14 protein-coding genes are annotated in these 16,008 nt (G+C 63.3%); 8 read left to right on the forward strand and 6 right to left on the reverse strand.

Annotated features, from left to right (window positions below):
- A complete protein-coding gene (locus ACEN42_RS24610; RefSeq protein ID WP_371885005.1) occupies window positions 1-183 on the reverse strand; it encodes a DUF6726 family protein in 183 nt (60 codons plus the stop codon).
- 3 nt (window positions 184-186) lie between these two features.
- On the reverse strand, window positions 187-354 hold the full coding sequence (locus ACEN42_RS24615) for a putative motility protein (RefSeq protein WP_187606814.1): 168 nt from the start codon (window positions 352-354) through the stop codon (window positions 187-189).
- A gap of 382 nt (window positions 355-736) precedes the next feature.
- Here ACEN42_RS24615 and ACEN42_RS24620 point away from each other — a divergent pair, with 382 nt between their 5' ends.
- The 5 genes from ACEN42_RS24620 to ACEN42_RS24640 are packed head-to-tail and all read left to right on the forward strand — an operon-like array spanning window position 737 to window position 6,023.
- A complete protein-coding gene (locus ACEN42_RS24620; protein WP_187606815.1) occupies window positions 737-1,696 on the forward strand; it encodes an ABC transporter substrate-binding protein in 960 nt (319 codons plus the stop codon).
- Between the two features lie 6 nt (window positions 1,697-1,702).
- Window positions 1,703-3,223, forward strand: coding sequence for a sugar ABC transporter ATP-binding protein (locus ACEN42_RS24625; protein ID WP_371885006.1), 1,521 nt, complete (start codon window positions 1,703-1,705; stop codon window positions 3,221-3,223).
- Window positions 3,216-4,274 (forward strand): ABC transporter permease, encoded by a 1,059-nt coding sequence (locus ACEN42_RS24630; protein ID WP_238212277.1) that lies wholly within the window; start codon window positions 3,216-3,218, stop codon window positions 4,272-4,274. Before ACEN42_RS24625 ends, ACEN42_RS24630 begins: the two co-directional genes overlap by 8 nt.
- Window positions 4,271-5,293 (forward strand): galactofuranose ABC transporter, permease protein YjfF, encoded by a 1,023-nt coding sequence (gene yjfF / locus ACEN42_RS24635; protein WP_035500439.1) that lies wholly within the window; start codon window positions 4,271-4,273, stop codon window positions 5,291-5,293. Before ACEN42_RS24630 ends, yjfF begins: the two co-directional genes overlap by 4 nt.
- A 7-nt stretch (window positions 5,294-5,300) precedes the next feature.
- Window positions 5,301-6,023, forward strand: coding sequence for a FadR/GntR family transcriptional regulator (locus ACEN42_RS24640; RefSeq protein ID WP_187606819.1), 723 nt, complete (start codon window positions 5,301-5,303; stop codon window positions 6,021-6,023).
- A gap of 674 nt (window positions 6,024-6,697) precedes the next feature.
- Here ACEN42_RS24640 and ACEN42_RS24645 read toward each other — a convergent pair.
- Window positions 6,698-7,861 (reverse strand): phytanoyl-CoA dioxygenase family protein, encoded by a 1,164-nt coding sequence (locus tag ACEN42_RS24645; RefSeq protein ID WP_371885007.1) that lies wholly within the window; start codon window positions 7,859-7,861, stop codon window positions 6,698-6,700.
- 82 nt (window positions 7,862-7,943) lie between these two features.
- Window positions 7,944-8,834: a LysR substrate-binding domain-containing protein gene (locus ACEN42_RS24650; RefSeq protein WP_250486588.1), complete on the reverse strand. Its 891-nt coding sequence runs from the start codon at window positions 8,832-8,834 to the stop codon at window positions 7,944-7,946.
- Between the two features lie 105 nt (window positions 8,835-8,939).
- On the opposite strand from ACEN42_RS24650, the gene leuC reads away from it, so the two are divergent.
- Genes leuC through ACEN42_RS24665 form a run of 3 tightly spaced genes read left to right on the forward strand, consistent with a single transcriptional unit; the run spans window position 8,940 to window position 12,352 of the window.
- Entirely contained in the window at window positions 8,940-10,334 is a 1,395-nt protein-coding gene (gene leuC, locus ACEN42_RS24655; protein WP_371885008.1) for a 3-isopropylmalate dehydratase large subunit, read from the forward strand.
- A complete protein-coding gene (leuD, locus tag ACEN42_RS24660) occupies window positions 10,327-10,971 on the forward strand; it encodes a 3-isopropylmalate dehydratase small subunit (RefSeq protein WP_371885009.1) in 645 nt (214 codons plus the stop codon). Before leuC ends, leuD begins: the two co-directional genes overlap by 8 nt.
- A gap of 58 nt (window positions 10,972-11,029) precedes the next feature.
- Entirely contained in the window at window positions 11,030-12,352 is a 1,323-nt protein-coding gene (locus ACEN42_RS24665; RefSeq protein ID WP_371885010.1) for a 2-hydroxycarboxylate transporter family protein, read from the forward strand.
- A gap of 19 nt (window positions 12,353-12,371) precedes the next feature.
- Here ACEN42_RS24665 and ACEN42_RS24670 read toward each other — a convergent pair whose 3' ends face one another.
- On the reverse strand, window positions 12,372-13,361 hold the full coding sequence (locus tag ACEN42_RS24670) for a porin (protein ID WP_371885083.1): 990 nt from the start codon (window positions 13,359-13,361) through the stop codon (window positions 12,372-12,374).
- Window positions 13,362-13,513: 152 nt separating this feature from the next.
- Complete coding sequence (locus ACEN42_RS24675; RefSeq protein WP_371885011.1) at window positions 13,514-15,946, reverse strand: glucose/quinate/shikimate family membrane-bound PQQ-dependent dehydrogenase; 2,433 nt, start codon at window positions 15,944-15,946, stop codon at window positions 13,514-13,516.
- Window positions 15,947-16,008 lie beyond the last annotated feature (62 nt).

Genomic DNA, 16,008 nt, shown 5'->3' on the forward strand with positions numbered 1-16,008 from the left:
TCAGTCGATGGCGGTGGCGCAGGCATCGAAGGGCGTGGACGCGGCATGACCCACGACCGGCACGATCTTCAGCGCGGCCGATGTCACGCGGCACGGCAACGCGGCGAGCGCGCAGCCATCGAGCACGATCGGGCACGCCGCGAGCGCGGCGCACGTGAGTACGAGACGAAAGGACGTCGCCATGATTCACGCGGTCGTATCGATGTGATTGCCGAGATGCGCCGGATTGCTTGGCGTCGTCTTCGCGTTCGGCGTGCCGGTTTCCACCGTCGGGGTTTCGGTGCCGCGCTTGATGGGCAGCGTGTGCGACAACGCTTGCGTCGTGTGTTGGGTGCTCGGGCTGGTGACGTTCATGCTGCGCGCTCCTTCTATATGGAAGACCGTTGCGGATTGCAACGCGGCAATCTTCCGTGAGCGCGCGATATGGCGATCGCACGAGGAAAACACGCTTTCCGCGAGAGCTTACGAGCCGTTACGCCGCTGTTACCAGTTATTGCTGCAACGCGGCGAGAGCGGCGAGATGGTATGACTGTTAAGTGGAAAAAGCGGGTTAACGTGAATTAAAAGTGGGCGAATAGCTTCATATAGTCAATCTATCTCGGCGCCGTTGCATCGACAGTTGAAAAACCCAAATACCGGAATGGCGAGGAGATAAATAGAACAACGAATTAAAAGGTTATTCCAGAATCATTCGAACAAGATCGATAAATAGCCAACGGATGGAGGAACCACTGACATGAAACGCCGCACCGTGTTAGTCGCGATGGCCGCCGCGCCCTTGAGCGCAATGCTCCCGCTTCCCGCCTTCGCGCAGAAACCCATCGTGCTCGGCTTCGCGCAGGTCGGCGCCGAAAGCGAATGGCGCACCGCGAATACCGAGTCGATCAAGTCGAGCGCGAAAGAAGCCGGCATCGACCTGAAATTCTCCGACGCCCAGCAGAAGCAGGAAAACCAGATCAAGGCGATACGCTCGTATATCGCGCAGAAGGTCGATGTGATCGCGTTCTCGCCGGTCGTCGAAACCGGCTGGGAAACCGTGCTCGTCGAAGCGAAGAACGCGAAGATTCCTGTCGTTCTCACCGACCGCGCGATCAGCAGCAAGGACGAGACGCTCTATGTGACCTTCATCGGCTCCGACTTCACCGAGGAAGGCCGCAAGGCGGGACGGTGGCTCGTCGAGAAGGAGAAAGGCAACGCGGGGCCGATCAATATCGTCGAATTGCAGGGGACGGTGGGTTCCGCGCCCGCGATCGATCGCAAGAAAGGCTTCGAGGAAATCATCAAGTCCGATCCGAAGTTCAAGATCATCCGCTCGCAGACCGGCGACTTCACGCGCGCGAAGGGCAAGGAAGTGATGGAAGCGTTCCTCAAGGCCGAGGGCAAGAAGATCAACGTGCTCTACGCGCACAACGACGACATGGCGATCGGCGCGATCCAGGCTATCGAAGAAGCGGGCATGAAGCCAGGCAAGGACATCATCATCATTTCCGTCGATGGCGTGAAGGGCGCGTTCGAAGCGATGATGGCGGGCAAGCTCAACGTATCGGTCGAATGCAGTCCGTTGCTCGGGCCGCAACTGATGTCGGTCGTGAAGGACATCAAGGCGGGCAAGTCCGTGCCCAAGCGCATCGTTACGCAGGAGAGCATCTTCCCGATGGAGGTCGCGGCGAAGGAATTCCCCAATCGCAAATACTGATCTCCGATGACATCACCCGTACTGGAGTTGCGAGGCATCGACAAGCGCTTCGCCGGCGTGCATGCGTTGCAGGATGTGAACCTCGTCCTTCATCCGGGCGAGGTTCACGCGCTGATGGGACAGAACGGCGCGGGCAAGTCGACGCTCATCAAGGTGCTCACCGGCGTCGTGAGTCTCGACGCCGGCGAAATCCTGCTCGACGGCCGCGCGATTCGCCCGGAATCGCCGCTCGACGCGCAGAAACTCGGCATCAGCACGGTCTATCAGGAAGTGAATCTCTGCCCGAATCTCTCGGTGGCGGAGAACATCTTCGCGGGCTATTTTCCGCGACGCGGCGCGCTTGCCGGCTATCGCATCGACTGGGACGCGACGAACCGGCAGGCGCGTGAGTTGCTCGCGCGCATCGGACTCGATATCGACGTGACGCGCGTGCTGACGAGTTATTCGGTCGCCGTGCAGCAGATGGTCGCGATTGCGCGGGCGCTGAAGCTGTCGTCGAAAGTGCTGATCCTCGACGAGCCGACCTCCAGTCTCGACGACGACGAAGTGCGCCGCCTCTTCGACGTGCTGCGCCGGCTGCGCGAACAGGGTCTCGCCATCCTGTTCGTCACGCACTTTCTGAATCAGGTCTACGCGATCTCCGATCGCATCACGGTGTTGCGCAACAGCCGGCGCGTCGGCGAATGGCGCGCGAATGAGCTGGGCACGCAGGCGCTCATCGCGGCGATGCTCGGGCGCGAGCTCGCCGCCGCGCAGGCGCGTCAGGCGCCGCCCGAAGAGTCCGAGGCAGGCGTCGCGGATAACGCCGTGCTCGACGCCATCCGGCTCGGCCAGAAAGGGCAATTGCAACCGCTCGATCTGCGCGTGCGCGCGGGCGAAGTGGTCGGCGTCGCGGGGCTGCTCGGGTCCGGGCGCACCGAGCTTGCGAAGCTGCTCTTCGGTCTGGAGAAGCCCGACGAAGGCGAACTGCGCATCGATGGCATACCGGTGTCGTTTGCGACGCCCGCGCAGGCGATCCGTCACGGCATCGCGTTCTGTCCGGAGGAGCGCAAGGCGGATGGCATCGTCGCGGAGCTGTCGTTGCGCGAGAACATCGCTCTCGCGTTGCAGGCGCGCATGGGCGCGCGACGCTGCCTCACGCGCGCCGAACAGAACGCGCTCGCCGAACGCTTCGTGCGCGCGCTCGGCATCAAGGCCGCGACGCTCGACATGCCGATCGGCCTGCTCTCCGGCGGCAATCAGCAAAAGGCGCTCATCGCGCGATGGCTCGCGACCGAGCCGCGCCTGCTGATTCTCGACGAGCCCACGCGCGGCATCGATGTCGCGGCGAAGCAGGAAATCATGGACGAGATCTTGCGCCTCGCATCGACGGGCATGGCGGTGCTCTTCATCTCGTCGGAGATCTCGGAGATCGTGCGCATCGCGAACCGCATCGTCGTGCTGCGCGACCGTCGCAAGGTCGGCGAGCTTCCGGCGGGAACGAGCGAGGACACCGTCTGCGAAATGATTGGAGCCGAACATGGATGACACCGTGCGGCGTGGAATGCTTCGCTCGGCGATGGAGCATCGGCTCGGCTGGCCGATCGTCACGCTCGCGCTGTTGCTCGCGTTGAACGCGGCGTTCAACCCGGGCTTCCTGCATGTCGAATGGCGCGATCATCATCTTTACGGCAGCCTCGTCGATATTCTCAATCGCGCCGCGCCGCTCGCGGTCGTCGCGCTCGGCATGACCATCGTGATCGCGACGCGCGGCATCGATATCTCCGTGGGCGCGGTCGTCGCCATCGCGGGCGCGGTCGCCGCATGGGCGATCGGCGGGTCGGTCGCGGGCACCGTCACGCGTTTTCCGCTGCCCGTCGTGATCGTGCTCGCGCTCGGCGTCGCGTTGCTGTGCGGGCTGTGGAACGGCGTGCTCGTCGCGCGCGCGGGCATGCAGCCGATCATCGCGACGCTCATTCTCATGGTCGCCGGACGCGGCATCGCGCAGCTCATCACGAGCGGCCAGATCATCACGATCTACTACTCGCCCTACTTCTTCTTCGGCGGCGGCTATCTGCTCGGCGTGCCGGTGTCGATACTGATCGTCGCGCTCGTGTTCGTGCTGCTCTATCTCGCGATCACACGCACCGCGCTCGGGCTGTTCCTGCAGGCGATCGGCATCAATCCGACCGCCGCGCGCGTCGCGGGCGTGCAGGCGCGCAGGCTCACGCTCGGCGCGTATGCGTTCAGCGGATTGTGTGCGGGCGTCGCGGGCATACTGATCAGCTCGAATGTGAAAAGCGCCGACGGCAACAACGCGGGCCTGCTGCTCGAACTCGACGCGATCCTCGCCGTCACGCTCGGCGGCACTGCGCTGACCGGCGGGCGCTTCACGCTCGCGGGCAGCGTGATCGGCGCGCTCATCATCCAGACGCTCACGTATCTGATCTATTCGCTCGGCGTGCCGCCGGAGGTGAACCTCGTCGTGAAGGCGATCGTGGTGTTCGTGGTGATGATGCTGCAATCGGGCGAATTCCGCGCGACGGTCGCGAAGTTCGCGCGCCGCCCCGCTCTTTCCGACCGCGAGGTGCGCCGATGAATTCGGGCCTGCCCACGCTCACGCAGCATCGCAAGGGCGATACGCCGCCGCGCAAGACCTCGCGCAGCCGCTACCTTCCGCTTGCCGCGACGATATCGCTGTTCATCGCCGTTTCGGTGCTCGGCTCGGTGATGTACACCGGCTTCTTCTCGCCGCAGGTCTTTCTTAATCTGCTGATCGACAATGCGTTTCTGATCGTCGTCGCGGTCGGCGAGACCTTCGTGATTCTGTCGGGCGGCATCGATCTGTCGGTGGGATCGGTGATCGCGCTCACGACGATGGTCTCCGCCGCGCTCGTCGAAAAGGCGGGCTGGCATCCGCTCGTGGTGATCCCGCTCGTGCTCGCAATGGGCACTGCGTTCGGCACGCTGATGGGCTGGCTGATCGCGCGTTTCCGGCTGCAACCGTTCATCGTCACGCTCGCGGGGATGTTCCTCGCGCGCGGGCTGTGCTATCTCATCAGCATCGATTCGATCAGCATCACGGACCCGTGGTACGCAGCCGTTTCGCAGCTTCGCATACCCGTGATGAGCGGCGCGTCGCTATCGCTCGGCGCGGTGATCGCACTCGTCGTGCTCGCTGCCGCGGTATTCGTCGCGCATTACACGCCGTTCGGACGCACCATCTACGCGGTCGGCGGCAATCCGCATTCCGCGCTGCTGATGGGCTTGCCGGTGAATGCGGCGACCATCGGCGCCTACGCGTTGTCGGGCTTCTGCTCGGCGCTCGGCGGCGTGCTGTTCACGTTCTACATGCTCTCGGGTTACGGCCTGCATGCGATGGGCCTCGAACTCGACGCGATCGCTTCGGTCGTCATCGGCGGGACGCTGCTGACGGGCGGTGTCGGCTATGTGATCGGCACACTGTTCGGCGTGCTGTTGCTCGGCATCATCCAGACGCTGATTTCGTTCGACGGCTCGCTCAGTTCGTGGTGGACGAAGATCGCGGTCGGCGCGCTGCTGCTCGTGTTCTGTCTGTCGCAGCGGGCGTTCGGCGAGCGCGGCGCGGCGAAGCGCTGACGACGATATGGACTATCGCCATCCACAGCCCCGCAAGAGCATGCACGCGCGCATCGTGCAGGAGCTCGGCATCGAGATCGTGAGCGGCAAGCTCAAGCCGGGCGACCGGCTGCCTGCCGAGGCGAAGCTGTGCGAAGCGTATGGCGTGAGCCGGCCCGTGCTGCGCGAAGCGACGCGCGTGCTGGTCGCGAAAGGCCTCGTGCTGTCGAAGCCGCGTCTGGGCAGTGTCGTGCGTCCGCGCGATGAATGGCACACGCTCGATCCCGATGTGCTTTTCTGGACGATCAACAGCGTCCACGAAGGCGAATTCTTTCAGTCGCTGCTCGTGGTGCGCAGGATCGTCGAGCCTGCGGCCGCCGCGCTTGCCGCATCGAACGCGACGGAAGAGGATGTCGCGCTTATTCGTGATGCGTTCGAGCGCATGTCGCATGCGGACACGCCGGAGGCCTTGCTCGCGCCCGATCTCGAGTTTCATCGCGCGATCATGACCGCGACGCACAACGATATGCTGATGTACATCGGACATATGCTGACGCTGGCGCTGTCGGAGTCGATCAAGCTGACGAGCCGTCATCCGGATACGCACGCGCTGTCTTTGCCTCGGCACAAGGCGATTCTCACTGCGATTGCGAATCGTGATCCGCTCGGGGCGCGGCATGCGAGTCTCGTGCAACTCGACAATGCATTGGCCGATGCGCAAAGTGTGTTGTCGGCGGTTTATCAGGAATAGTGTTTTCGCGTAGGGTTTTGGGGTTTTTTTCGCCGGATCCCGTGTTCGTGTCGGTTTATTAGCACTGCCCCTCCCCGGGGCGGGGGTCACTTTCTTTGCTGCTGCAAAGAAAGTAACCAAAGAAAGCAGCTCGTCTAAGCCCGCGGTCACACGCACGTTGGCGATGCTTGCCAGCCGCCAATGGCACTCGCCTAAGTGTCGCCCTCACAGGCCTAATCGGGCTTGGCTCGCGCACGGTCTGACAAGCTAGTTGTTTTAGGGCGCTGGTTCAGCACGAAAGAGCTCCGGCACAGCGCTACGCGCTGCCGTTGGGTATGCGAGGGAAACCGACTAAGAAGCGCGCGCATACCCGATTGACCCATCGGCCGCATAGCGGGCCGGAGCTATTTGGTGCTGAACCAGTTTGTTCTGTGGTGCGATGCGTCAGACCGTGCGCGGTCCAAGCTCTTGTCTGCTTGTGAGGGCACTCGCTACTGCCGGGCCATTAGGCCAATCGCCTGTGCCGCGGCCGGTGTGAAGTGCTTAGGCTGGGGATAGCTGTTTCTTTGGTTACTTTCTTTGCAGCAGCAAAGAAAGTGACTGCCGCCCCGCATAGGGGCAGTGCTAATAAACCGACACGAATACGGGATCCGGCGAAAAGCAAAAAACGAAAACCGCGCCAACAAATTCCACCCCTACGTGCGCCGACGCCAAGCGTTCCCCTCCAGCGCCTCGCCGAGCGCACCGACAGACCAAACCTCATCGATTGCCTGGCGAAGCAGCGCCTGCTGACTCTTCGGCGCAAGCCCCCCAATCGGCGGATCGCGATCCAGATTCGTCGGAAACGCATAACCTTCCGCGCATGACGCAATGACCGCATCCAGTTCCGCATCGCTCATTCGTCCCGTCGACTTGCACTCGAGCAACACCGGAAAAACCGCTTCGCACATGCGAGCGCGATCGAGCGTTTCCATCGCACGACCATATGCCGATGAAACCTGCAACAGGTTCGCCATACGCTGCACGTCGTGTGTGCGGTTCGCGCCCGCAGCATGAAAGAGCGCGGGGCTGAAGAAGAGCGCGTCGCCCTTTTCGAGCGGCAATTGAACGTAGCGTGCTTCGAAGTACTCGCGAAAGTCCGCGCGACGCCACGCGACATAACCTCGGGCGTAACGTTGCGAGAAAGGCAGCAGTTTCGTCGGACCGCTCTCCACAGGCATGTCGCTATGCGCGACCGCGCCTTGCAGTGTGAGAAACGGCGACATCGCATGCACATGCGCCGGATAGCGCCGCACTTCATCCGCCGTCTGAAAACCGAGGTGATAGTCGCGATGCGCCTGTTGCGCGTCTCCGCCCGGACGCACGACATTGACCTGCGATGTCATCTGGAAACCGGGACCGAGCCACGCTTGCGCGGCACACTCGATAAACGGATTCGCGAAGTAGCGCGCGAACACGCCGGGCGCCTGCAGACAGAGCTTCTCCTGCGCATTCCAGATGCGATCGTTCGCACCCGCCTTCGCGAAGTGATCGCCCGCGCTCACGCCTTGCGCACGCTCCTCGCGGATGATGGATTCGAAAATCGCGGTGGCCTCGTCGACCGGGCCGGTGTCCGCATACGCATGCTTCAGCACGAACACGCCCGCGCCATCGCGCAGCACTGTCGCCCATTCCGCCTGCAACGCCATCACCTGCGATGGGTCGCGTAATACGCCCGCGAGCGCGCCGCAGTCGTAAAGCGGAATCTGCCGCTGGATATCCGACGCGAACGCAAGCTTCTGCGCGGTATCACGCTCCAGCAGGCTCGCAAACTCGTCGAGCGAACAGCCGCTTTCCGTGTACCAGTTCGTCTCGTTCATGTCTCGCTCCGTTTTCCCTAAGCATAGCCGGTGCGGCGAAACGTGAACCATCAATAAAACATCAAAAAACCATCAGCAAGCATTACGCCCGCTTCAGATAGCGCTCCAGAAAGTCGATGAACACCCTCACCTTCGCCGACAGATTCAGCCGCTCCGGATAGATCGCGTAGATATCGGCGGGCGGCATCGACCAGTCGGCGAGCACTTGCTTGAGCGCCCCCGAATCGAGATAAGGCTGCGCGTCCCATTCGGAGCGCACCAGCACGCCGTGGTCATCGAGCGCCCAGCGCAGGGTCGCTTCGCCGTCGTTGCTGCTCATCGCGCCCTGCACCTTCACCGTCTCGTGTCGCTTGCCCTTCGTGAAATGCCACGTGCCATACGCGGTGTCGTTCTCACGCAGCACGATGCACCGATGACCGCGCAGATCATCAGGCTCTTTCGGCGTGCCGTGCGCCTTCAGATACGCCGGCGATGCGCACACGAAACGCCGGTTCGCCGCGATCTTTCTGCCGACGACGCGCATGTCCGGCAACTCGCCGAAGCGTATGCCGACATCGAACGCGAACTCGGCGAGATTCATCGGACGATCGGTGAGATCGAGCTGCACGTCGACTTCCGGATATTCCCGGCGAAACCCGGACAACGCCGGCGCGATGTGCCGCCGCCCGAAGCCAAACGTCGCGTTCACCTTCAGCAATCCGCGCGGCAGATCGCGGCTGCTCGACACCATGCGTTCGAGTTCCTGCACCTGTTCGAGCAGGCGCGAACCGGTGCCGAGATAAAGCTCGCCTTCCTGTGTCATCGCGAGCCGCCGCGTCGTGCGATTCAGGAGCTTCACGCCGAGACGCCGTTCGAGCTGACTCAGACGCGCGCTCACCGCGGGCGGCGTCACGCCGAGCTCGCGCGCGAGCGCCGACAAGCTGCCCTGCGTAACGAGCCGCGCAAAAAACTCCAGGTCCGCGATCGAGTTCATTTATAAATCCATCTTAATAATGGGTTAAATGAGTCTGCATTTTACGGCCTCCAGTATCGAATTACACTGGCTTCGACTTATCCGAGGGGCATCGAGGGAGACAGCATGGGACAGACGCTTTACCGGAAGATCGTGGAGAACCATACGGTTTTTCGCGTCGATGACGAGCACGTCGCGCTTTACGCCGACCTGCACATCATGAACGAGTACACGAGCCCGCAGGCATTCGCGGGGCTCGCACAGAAGAACCTGCCGGTGCGTTGCCCGGAGAAGCAGATGGGCGTCGTCGATCACGTGATTCCGACGCATCCCGTGGCCGTCGACAAGCGCACGATCATGATCGACGCGGCCGCGCATCAGGCCGCGAACTTCACGCGCAACTGCGCGCGGCACGGCATTCATCTCTTCGACGTGCGGGACCGCGCGCAAGGCATCGAGCATGTGGTCGCGCCGGAAATCGGGCTGATTCGTCCGGGCATGGTCGTGCTGTGCGGCGACAGCCACACGACGACATATGGCGCGCTCGGTGCGCTGGGCTTCGGCATCGGCACGTCGGAGGTGGAACATGTGCTCGCGACGCAAACGCTCGTCTATCGCGTGGCGAAGGACATGCGCATCGTCGTGGATGGCGCGCTGGCGCATGGCACGACATCGAAGGATCTCGTGCTCTACATCATCTCGAAGATCGGAGCGCAGGGCGCGCGCGGCTTTGTCGTCGAATATGCGGGCAGCGCAATCGACGCGCTCTCCGCCGAAGCGCGCATGACCTTGTGCAACATGACCGTGGAAGCGGGCGCGCGCGGCGCGTTGATCGCGCCCGACGAGACGACGATCCGTTACGTGGCCGAGCGCATCGGCGACGACGCCTTCGTCGCGCAATGGAAGCAGATCCATTCCGATGCCGATGCATCGTTCGACATCACGCATCGCTTCGACGCACGCGACGTCGCGCCCTTCGTCACCTGGGGCACGAGTCCGGATCAGGCGATTGCGATCGACGCGCGCATTCCCCGCCTTGCCGATGAACCGGTCGCGAAACGCAATGCATCGAAGGCGCTGGACTACATGGGGCTGGATGCGGAGCAAGCGCTCGAAGGGCTCGCGATCGATCACGTGTTCATCGGCTCGTGCACGAACGCGCGCATCGAAGACCTGCGCGCCGTCGCCGATGTCGTGCGCGGCCGCAAGGTCGCGCCTTCCGTGCGTGCGATGGTCGTGCCCGGCTCCGGCATGGTCCGCGAGCAGGCGGAACGCGAAGGCATCGCGAGCGCGCTGATCGAAGCGGGTTTCGAATGGCGTCAGCCAGGCTGCTCGATGTGCCTCGCGATGAACGACGACATCCTGCAACCCGGCCAGCGCTGCGCCTCCACGACCAACCGCAATTTCGAGGGCCGCCAGGGACGCGGCGCGCGCACCCACCTGATGAGCCCGGCGATGGCCGCCGCCGCCGCGCTCGCGGGCCGCATCGTCGATGTACGAAAGGAGTTCGAGCATGTCTGAGCACGCAACACTGGCGGGCATCGCCGCGCCGCTTCCCCTGAACAATCTCGATACCGACCAGATCATGCCGAAGCAGTTCCTCTTCGGCATCGACAAGTCCGGTCTCGCGCGCGGCGTGCTGTATGACCTGCGCTTCGACGCGTCGGGTAACGCGCGCGAAGACTTCGCGTTGAACAAGCCCGAATACGCAGGCGCGCGCATTCTCGTCACGGGCGCGAACTTCGGTTGCGGTTCGAGCCGCGAGCACGCCGTATGGGGCCTGCAACAAGCGGGCATCGATGTGGTCATCGCGCCGAGCTTCGGCGAGATCTTCTACTTCAACGCGCAGAACAACCGGCTGCTGCTGATCACGCTCGATGAAGCCATCGTTGCGACATTGACCGCGCTCGTGAGCGATCCGGCAACGAATCGCCTGAGCATCGACGTCGAGCATCAACGCGTGAGCACGAGCGATGGCACTCGCTACGCCTTCGATCTGCCGCCGCGCCAGAAGCGCATGTTCATCGAAGGCCTCGACATGATCGGCATGACGCTCGCCGACAGCGACGCGATCCGCGCGTTCGAAGCGAAGCATGAAGCCGCGCATCCGTGGATGAAGATCGATCTGCCGAAGCAACGCAAGACTCAGGCGGCGTAACGCAAGAAGAGACGCACGAGCGTCCAGCACCGCACCATCCCCCATCAGGAGACAAGTTATGGAAAGCCCTTCGTTGCGCACGGGCGCGGCGCCGCTCGGACTGCGCGCCCGCTTCTCGATGTTGACCATCGGCGGCATGCCGATCGCGATGTTCGCCGCGCTCGCGCTGGTGACGATTCTCGCCGCCGCCACCGGCAAGCTGCCGAACGACATGATCGGCGGCTTCGCCGTGCTGATGCTCTCGGGCCTGCTGCTCGGCGAAATCGGCAGCCGCATTCCGGTGTTCAGGCATATCGGCGGACCCGCGATTCTCTGCCTCTTCGTGCCATCGGCGCTGCTCGGCTACAAGCTGATGGACGACGCCGCGCTCAAGGCCATCACCACGACGATGAAGACCGCGAACCTGCAGTATCTGTATATCGCGTGTCTCGTCGCGGGCAGCATCCTCGGGATGAATCGCAAGATCCTGATTCAAGGCTTTCTGAAGATGTTCGTGCCGCTGCTGGTCGGCACCGTGACGGCGATCGCGGCGGGCGTGCTCGTCGGTCTCATGTTCGGCCATGATCCGAAGCACACGTTCTTCTATATCGTCATGCCGATTCTCGGCGGCGGCATCGGCGAAGGCATTCTGCCGCTGTCGATCGGCTACGCGGAGATCACCGGCGCGGCGCAAGGCCATCTCATTGCGATGATGGTGCCGGCCGCGCTCATCGGCAACGTCGTCGCGATTCTCGCGAGCGGCTTGCTCAAGCGCTTCGGCGAGAAGCATCGCGCGTATAGTGGCGACGGCATGCTCGTGAAGAGCGGCGACGATCAGGCGCTCCTCAAGGAGCAAAAGGCCGAGGCCGCGCTCGATCTGCGGCTCATGGGCTTCGGTCTGCTGCTCGGCTGCACGCTCTTCATTCTCGGCATGTTGCTCGCGCCGGTCACAGGCATCCCCGGTCCTGTGCTGATGATCGTCGCGGCCGCGGTGCTGAAGGTCGCGCGCGCGATTCCCGAGCGCATGGAAATCGGCGCATATCAGATCTACAAGTTCATGTCGACGAATCTCACCTTCGCGATTCTCGTCGGACTGGGCACGCTGTTCGTGTCGTGGGACAAGCTCGTCGGCGCATTCTCGCCCGCGTATTTCGTGATCTGCGCATCGACGGTCGCGGCGATGATCGTGTCGGGCTTTTTCGTCGGCGCGTGGCTGAAGATGTATCCGGTCGAAGCGGCGATCATCACCGCATGCCACAGCGGCCTCGGCGGCACCGGCGATGTCGCGATTCTTTCCTCTTCGAACCGCATGGGCCTGATGCCCTTCGCGCAGATCTCGACGCGCATCGGCGGCGCGAGCATGGTCGTGTTCGCCACGCTGATGATGAAGTGGTTCGGTTGATGCGCCCGCGCTCTTCGCGTCAGAACCGCTCGATCATGCCGACCTGTACGCCACGTACCGGCGCGCCGGGATAAGCCGCCGGAATGCCGACGACGTTCACGCCGCGCAGCGTGAATGTCGCGTCACCATGATTGCGCAGCATCGCGCCGCTCGCGTAGAGCAGCACCTTCGGTGAAAGATCGTATTCGCACGCGACGCTGAACTGGTCCGCGTCGTTGTCGCCGCCCGAGCGGTCGCGTGCATACGCATAGCCGAGCGACGCACGCAGGCGCGGCGTCACTGCATAGCGCATCGATAGCGAAAGACCGTCGCTGTGATAACGCGGCGATCCGCCATCGCCGTTGAAGTACGAAAGGAAGGCCGTCGTCCTGCCGATGCGATACGACACGCCGCCGAGATTCGCACGCAAACCGGTGTCACCCTGCGTCTCCTGATGCGCGTAGGAAATGCGAAACGGCCCGTTGTGATACGCGAAGGTCTCGTAGTTGCCGGATAGCCCGTTGCCATCGCCGCTATCGCGCAAGGCGACCATGAGCGTCGTCGTGAAGCCGTGAAAATCGGGCGACAGATACGCAATGCCGTTATCCGTATAAGGCGTGATCTTCGACAGATTGTTGAGGCCCGACGCGATCGTGCCCGCGCCGAAAGCATCGAGACCGCCCTTGAACGGGATATAGATCGGCGAGTACTGGCGGCCCATGCGCAACTCGCCCCACGGCGCGCCGAGGCCGATCCAGGCCTGCCGGTTGAAGATCGTGTTGGCGGTCGCGAAGGTGCCGTCCGCCGAACTGAAGCCGCTTTCGAGATCGAAGATGAGGCGCGTGTCGGCGCTCAATTGCTCGTAACCGCGCAAGCCGAAGCGCGAGCCGCGATACGCGCCCGAATCCATGCGCGGCGTCCACGACGAGCCGGGGTTCGTCACTTCGATACTGGTGTCGATTGTTCCGTACAGTGTCACGGCGCTCTGCGCGTGAGCCGTCGATACGCCAATGCCGCATGACATCGACATGGCCAGCAAGCGAATGAAAGTCTTTGTCGGACGCATGAAATCTTCGGCCCATATAACGAGCCGACAGGATCAGGGAAAAAGGGTTGGCCGGACGAAGCGGCGGCAAGCATGCCAGCGCCGCCGCTCGCCATGATAATCGCCAGGACAGACGATCAGCGATTCAACGCGTATGCGATGACGTAATCGCCGCGATCCGGCGACTGCCGCGCGCCGCCCGCCGAGATCAGCACGTACTGTTTGCCTGTCTTCGGCGATACGTAGCTCATCGGTCCGCCCTGGCTTCCGACCGGCAGGCGCGCCTTCCACACTTCCTTGCCCGTCGCGCTGTCGAACGCGCGCAGATAGTAGTCTTGCGTACCCGCGATGAACACGAGTCCGCCTTGCGTCGCGAGCGTGCCGCCGAGCGTCGGCATGCCGATGGGCATCTTCATGCGCATCTTGATGCCGAACGGTCCCGTGTCCTGCACCGTGCCGACGGGCACTTGCCACAACAGTTTTCGCGTCTTCAAATCGACGGCCGACAACGTGCCGAACGGCGGCTTCTGGCACGGAATGCCGAGCGGCGACATGAAGCGGTTCTTGTTCACGGCATAAGGCGTGCCCTTCAGCGGCACCGCGCCCATGCCCGTGTTCACCCCTTCGCCGCCGTTGCTCGCGGGCGCGCTGTCGGTTTTTTGCGGCACCATCTGCACCCAGAGGCCGAGACGCATGTCGTTCACGAAGACGACGTGATGGTCCGGATCGGTCGACAAACTGCCCCAGTTCATGCCGCCGAGCGAGCCGGGAAAGCTCAGCGAAACGTCTTTGTCGGGCGCGGTGAAGAGGCCGTCGTAGCGCATCGATTTGAAGCTGATCCGGCACACCAGCTGATCGAACGGCGTGGCGCCCCACATGTCCGATTCCTTCAGCGTGTCCGCGCCGATCGTCGGCATGCCGACCGAGAACGGCTGCGTGGCCGAGTATTGCTCGTTGGGGATCGTGCCCGTCTTCACCCTGCGTTCTTCGACACGCGTGAGCGGCGTGCCCGTCATGCGGTCGAGCACGAAGATCTGGCCGGACTTGGTGCCGAACACGACAGCGGGTTTCGTCGATCCGTCCTGCTCCGGAAAGTCGATGAGACTCGGCTGCATCGGCACGTCGAAGTCCCACAGATCGTTGTGGACCGTCTGGTACACCCACTTTTGCTTGCCGGTGGTCGCATCGAGCGCGAGGATCGAGGTCGCGTAGCGATGATCCAGCGGCGTGCGATTGCCGCCCCACAAATCCACCGACGAGCTGCCCATCGGAATGAACACGGTGTTCATCGCGGGATCGTAGGACATCGGCGCCCACGAGTTCGGCGTGCTGCGCGCGTAGGTTTGGCCCGGTTGCAGGCGCGCGTTGGGATCGTCGCGGCCCGGATCGAAGGCCCAGCGCATCTCGCCGGTGATGACGTCGAAACCGCGCAACACGCCGCCCGGCATGTCGGTCTGGACGTTGTCCGCCACGCGCCCACCCACGACGACTGTCGTGCCCGCGAGCGTCGGCGCTGAGGTGAGCTGGTACTTCGGATCGTCGGCGACGCCGAGGCCCGCCTTCAGATTCACGAAACCATGATCGCCGAAGCCTTCGCACAGCGCGCCGGTGTCGGCGTCGATCGCGACGAGGCGCGCGTCGATCGTGTTCATCAGCACGCGGCGCTGGCAACTCGCTCCCGCCGCGACGGAAACAGCCGTCACGGGCGTCGAGCCTGCCACGGAAGGTTGCGTCAGAGGCTGGGTCGCATCGAAATAGGCGAGACCGCGACAGCGGTTCCACACCTGCGCCTGCGCGTCGATCTCGCGCTTCCAGATTTGCTTGCCGCTGTCCGCATCGACGGCGATCACGTTGTTATGCGGCGTGCACATGTAGATGCGATCGCCGATCTGCAGCGGCGTCTCCTGATCTTCCGCGCCGTTGCCGGTGGGACTGTCGGGGATATCGCCCGTATGGAACGTCCACGCGACATGCAAATCCTTCACGTTGTCGCGCGTGATCTGGTCGAGCGCCACGAAGCGGCTGCCGCCGGGCGTATTGCCGTAGTTGCTCCAGTCCTTCTGCGCGTGTTCCTTCGCAACGGGCACGAGCGGCGCTTCGTTTCCTTCGGACGCGACGGTCGGATGCGGCTGGAACATCTGCACGAACGCGACGAGCATGCCCACCGCGATGACGCCGGCAAGCCCGTATGCACGCTTCGACGCGCGCTTGCCCGTCTCATGCCTGCGCAACGATGGCCATGCGAGCAGCGCGAGCACCATGAAGCCGGCCGGCAGCATCAGGCGCGACACGAGCGGCCAGAAATCGAAACCGGCGTCGATGGGCGCCCATATGAGCGTGCCGATGAACGCCGCTGCATACACGAGCACCGCCGACGATTTCGCCCGCATGAACTGCACCGCCGAAACGACGATGACCGCGCCCGCGATCACGAAATAGAGGCTGCCGTGCAACAGCGCGAGCTTCGCGCCGCCGACGACAAAAAACAGACCAGTGGCCAGCAACGCGAGGCCCAGCAATACGCACCCTGTTCTCAGCACGGCTGAGAGACGGGCTTCACTCGTAGACATCGAATCTTCTCCAGGAATCTGCCATGCGATCCGGCATCGGTCGGCGAAACGGAATGCCGCGG

The organism is Caballeronia sp. S22, assembly GCF_964261745.1.
Classification (GTDB): domain Bacteria; phylum Pseudomonadota; class Gammaproteobacteria; order Burkholderiales; family Burkholderiaceae; genus Caballeronia; species Caballeronia jiangsuensis.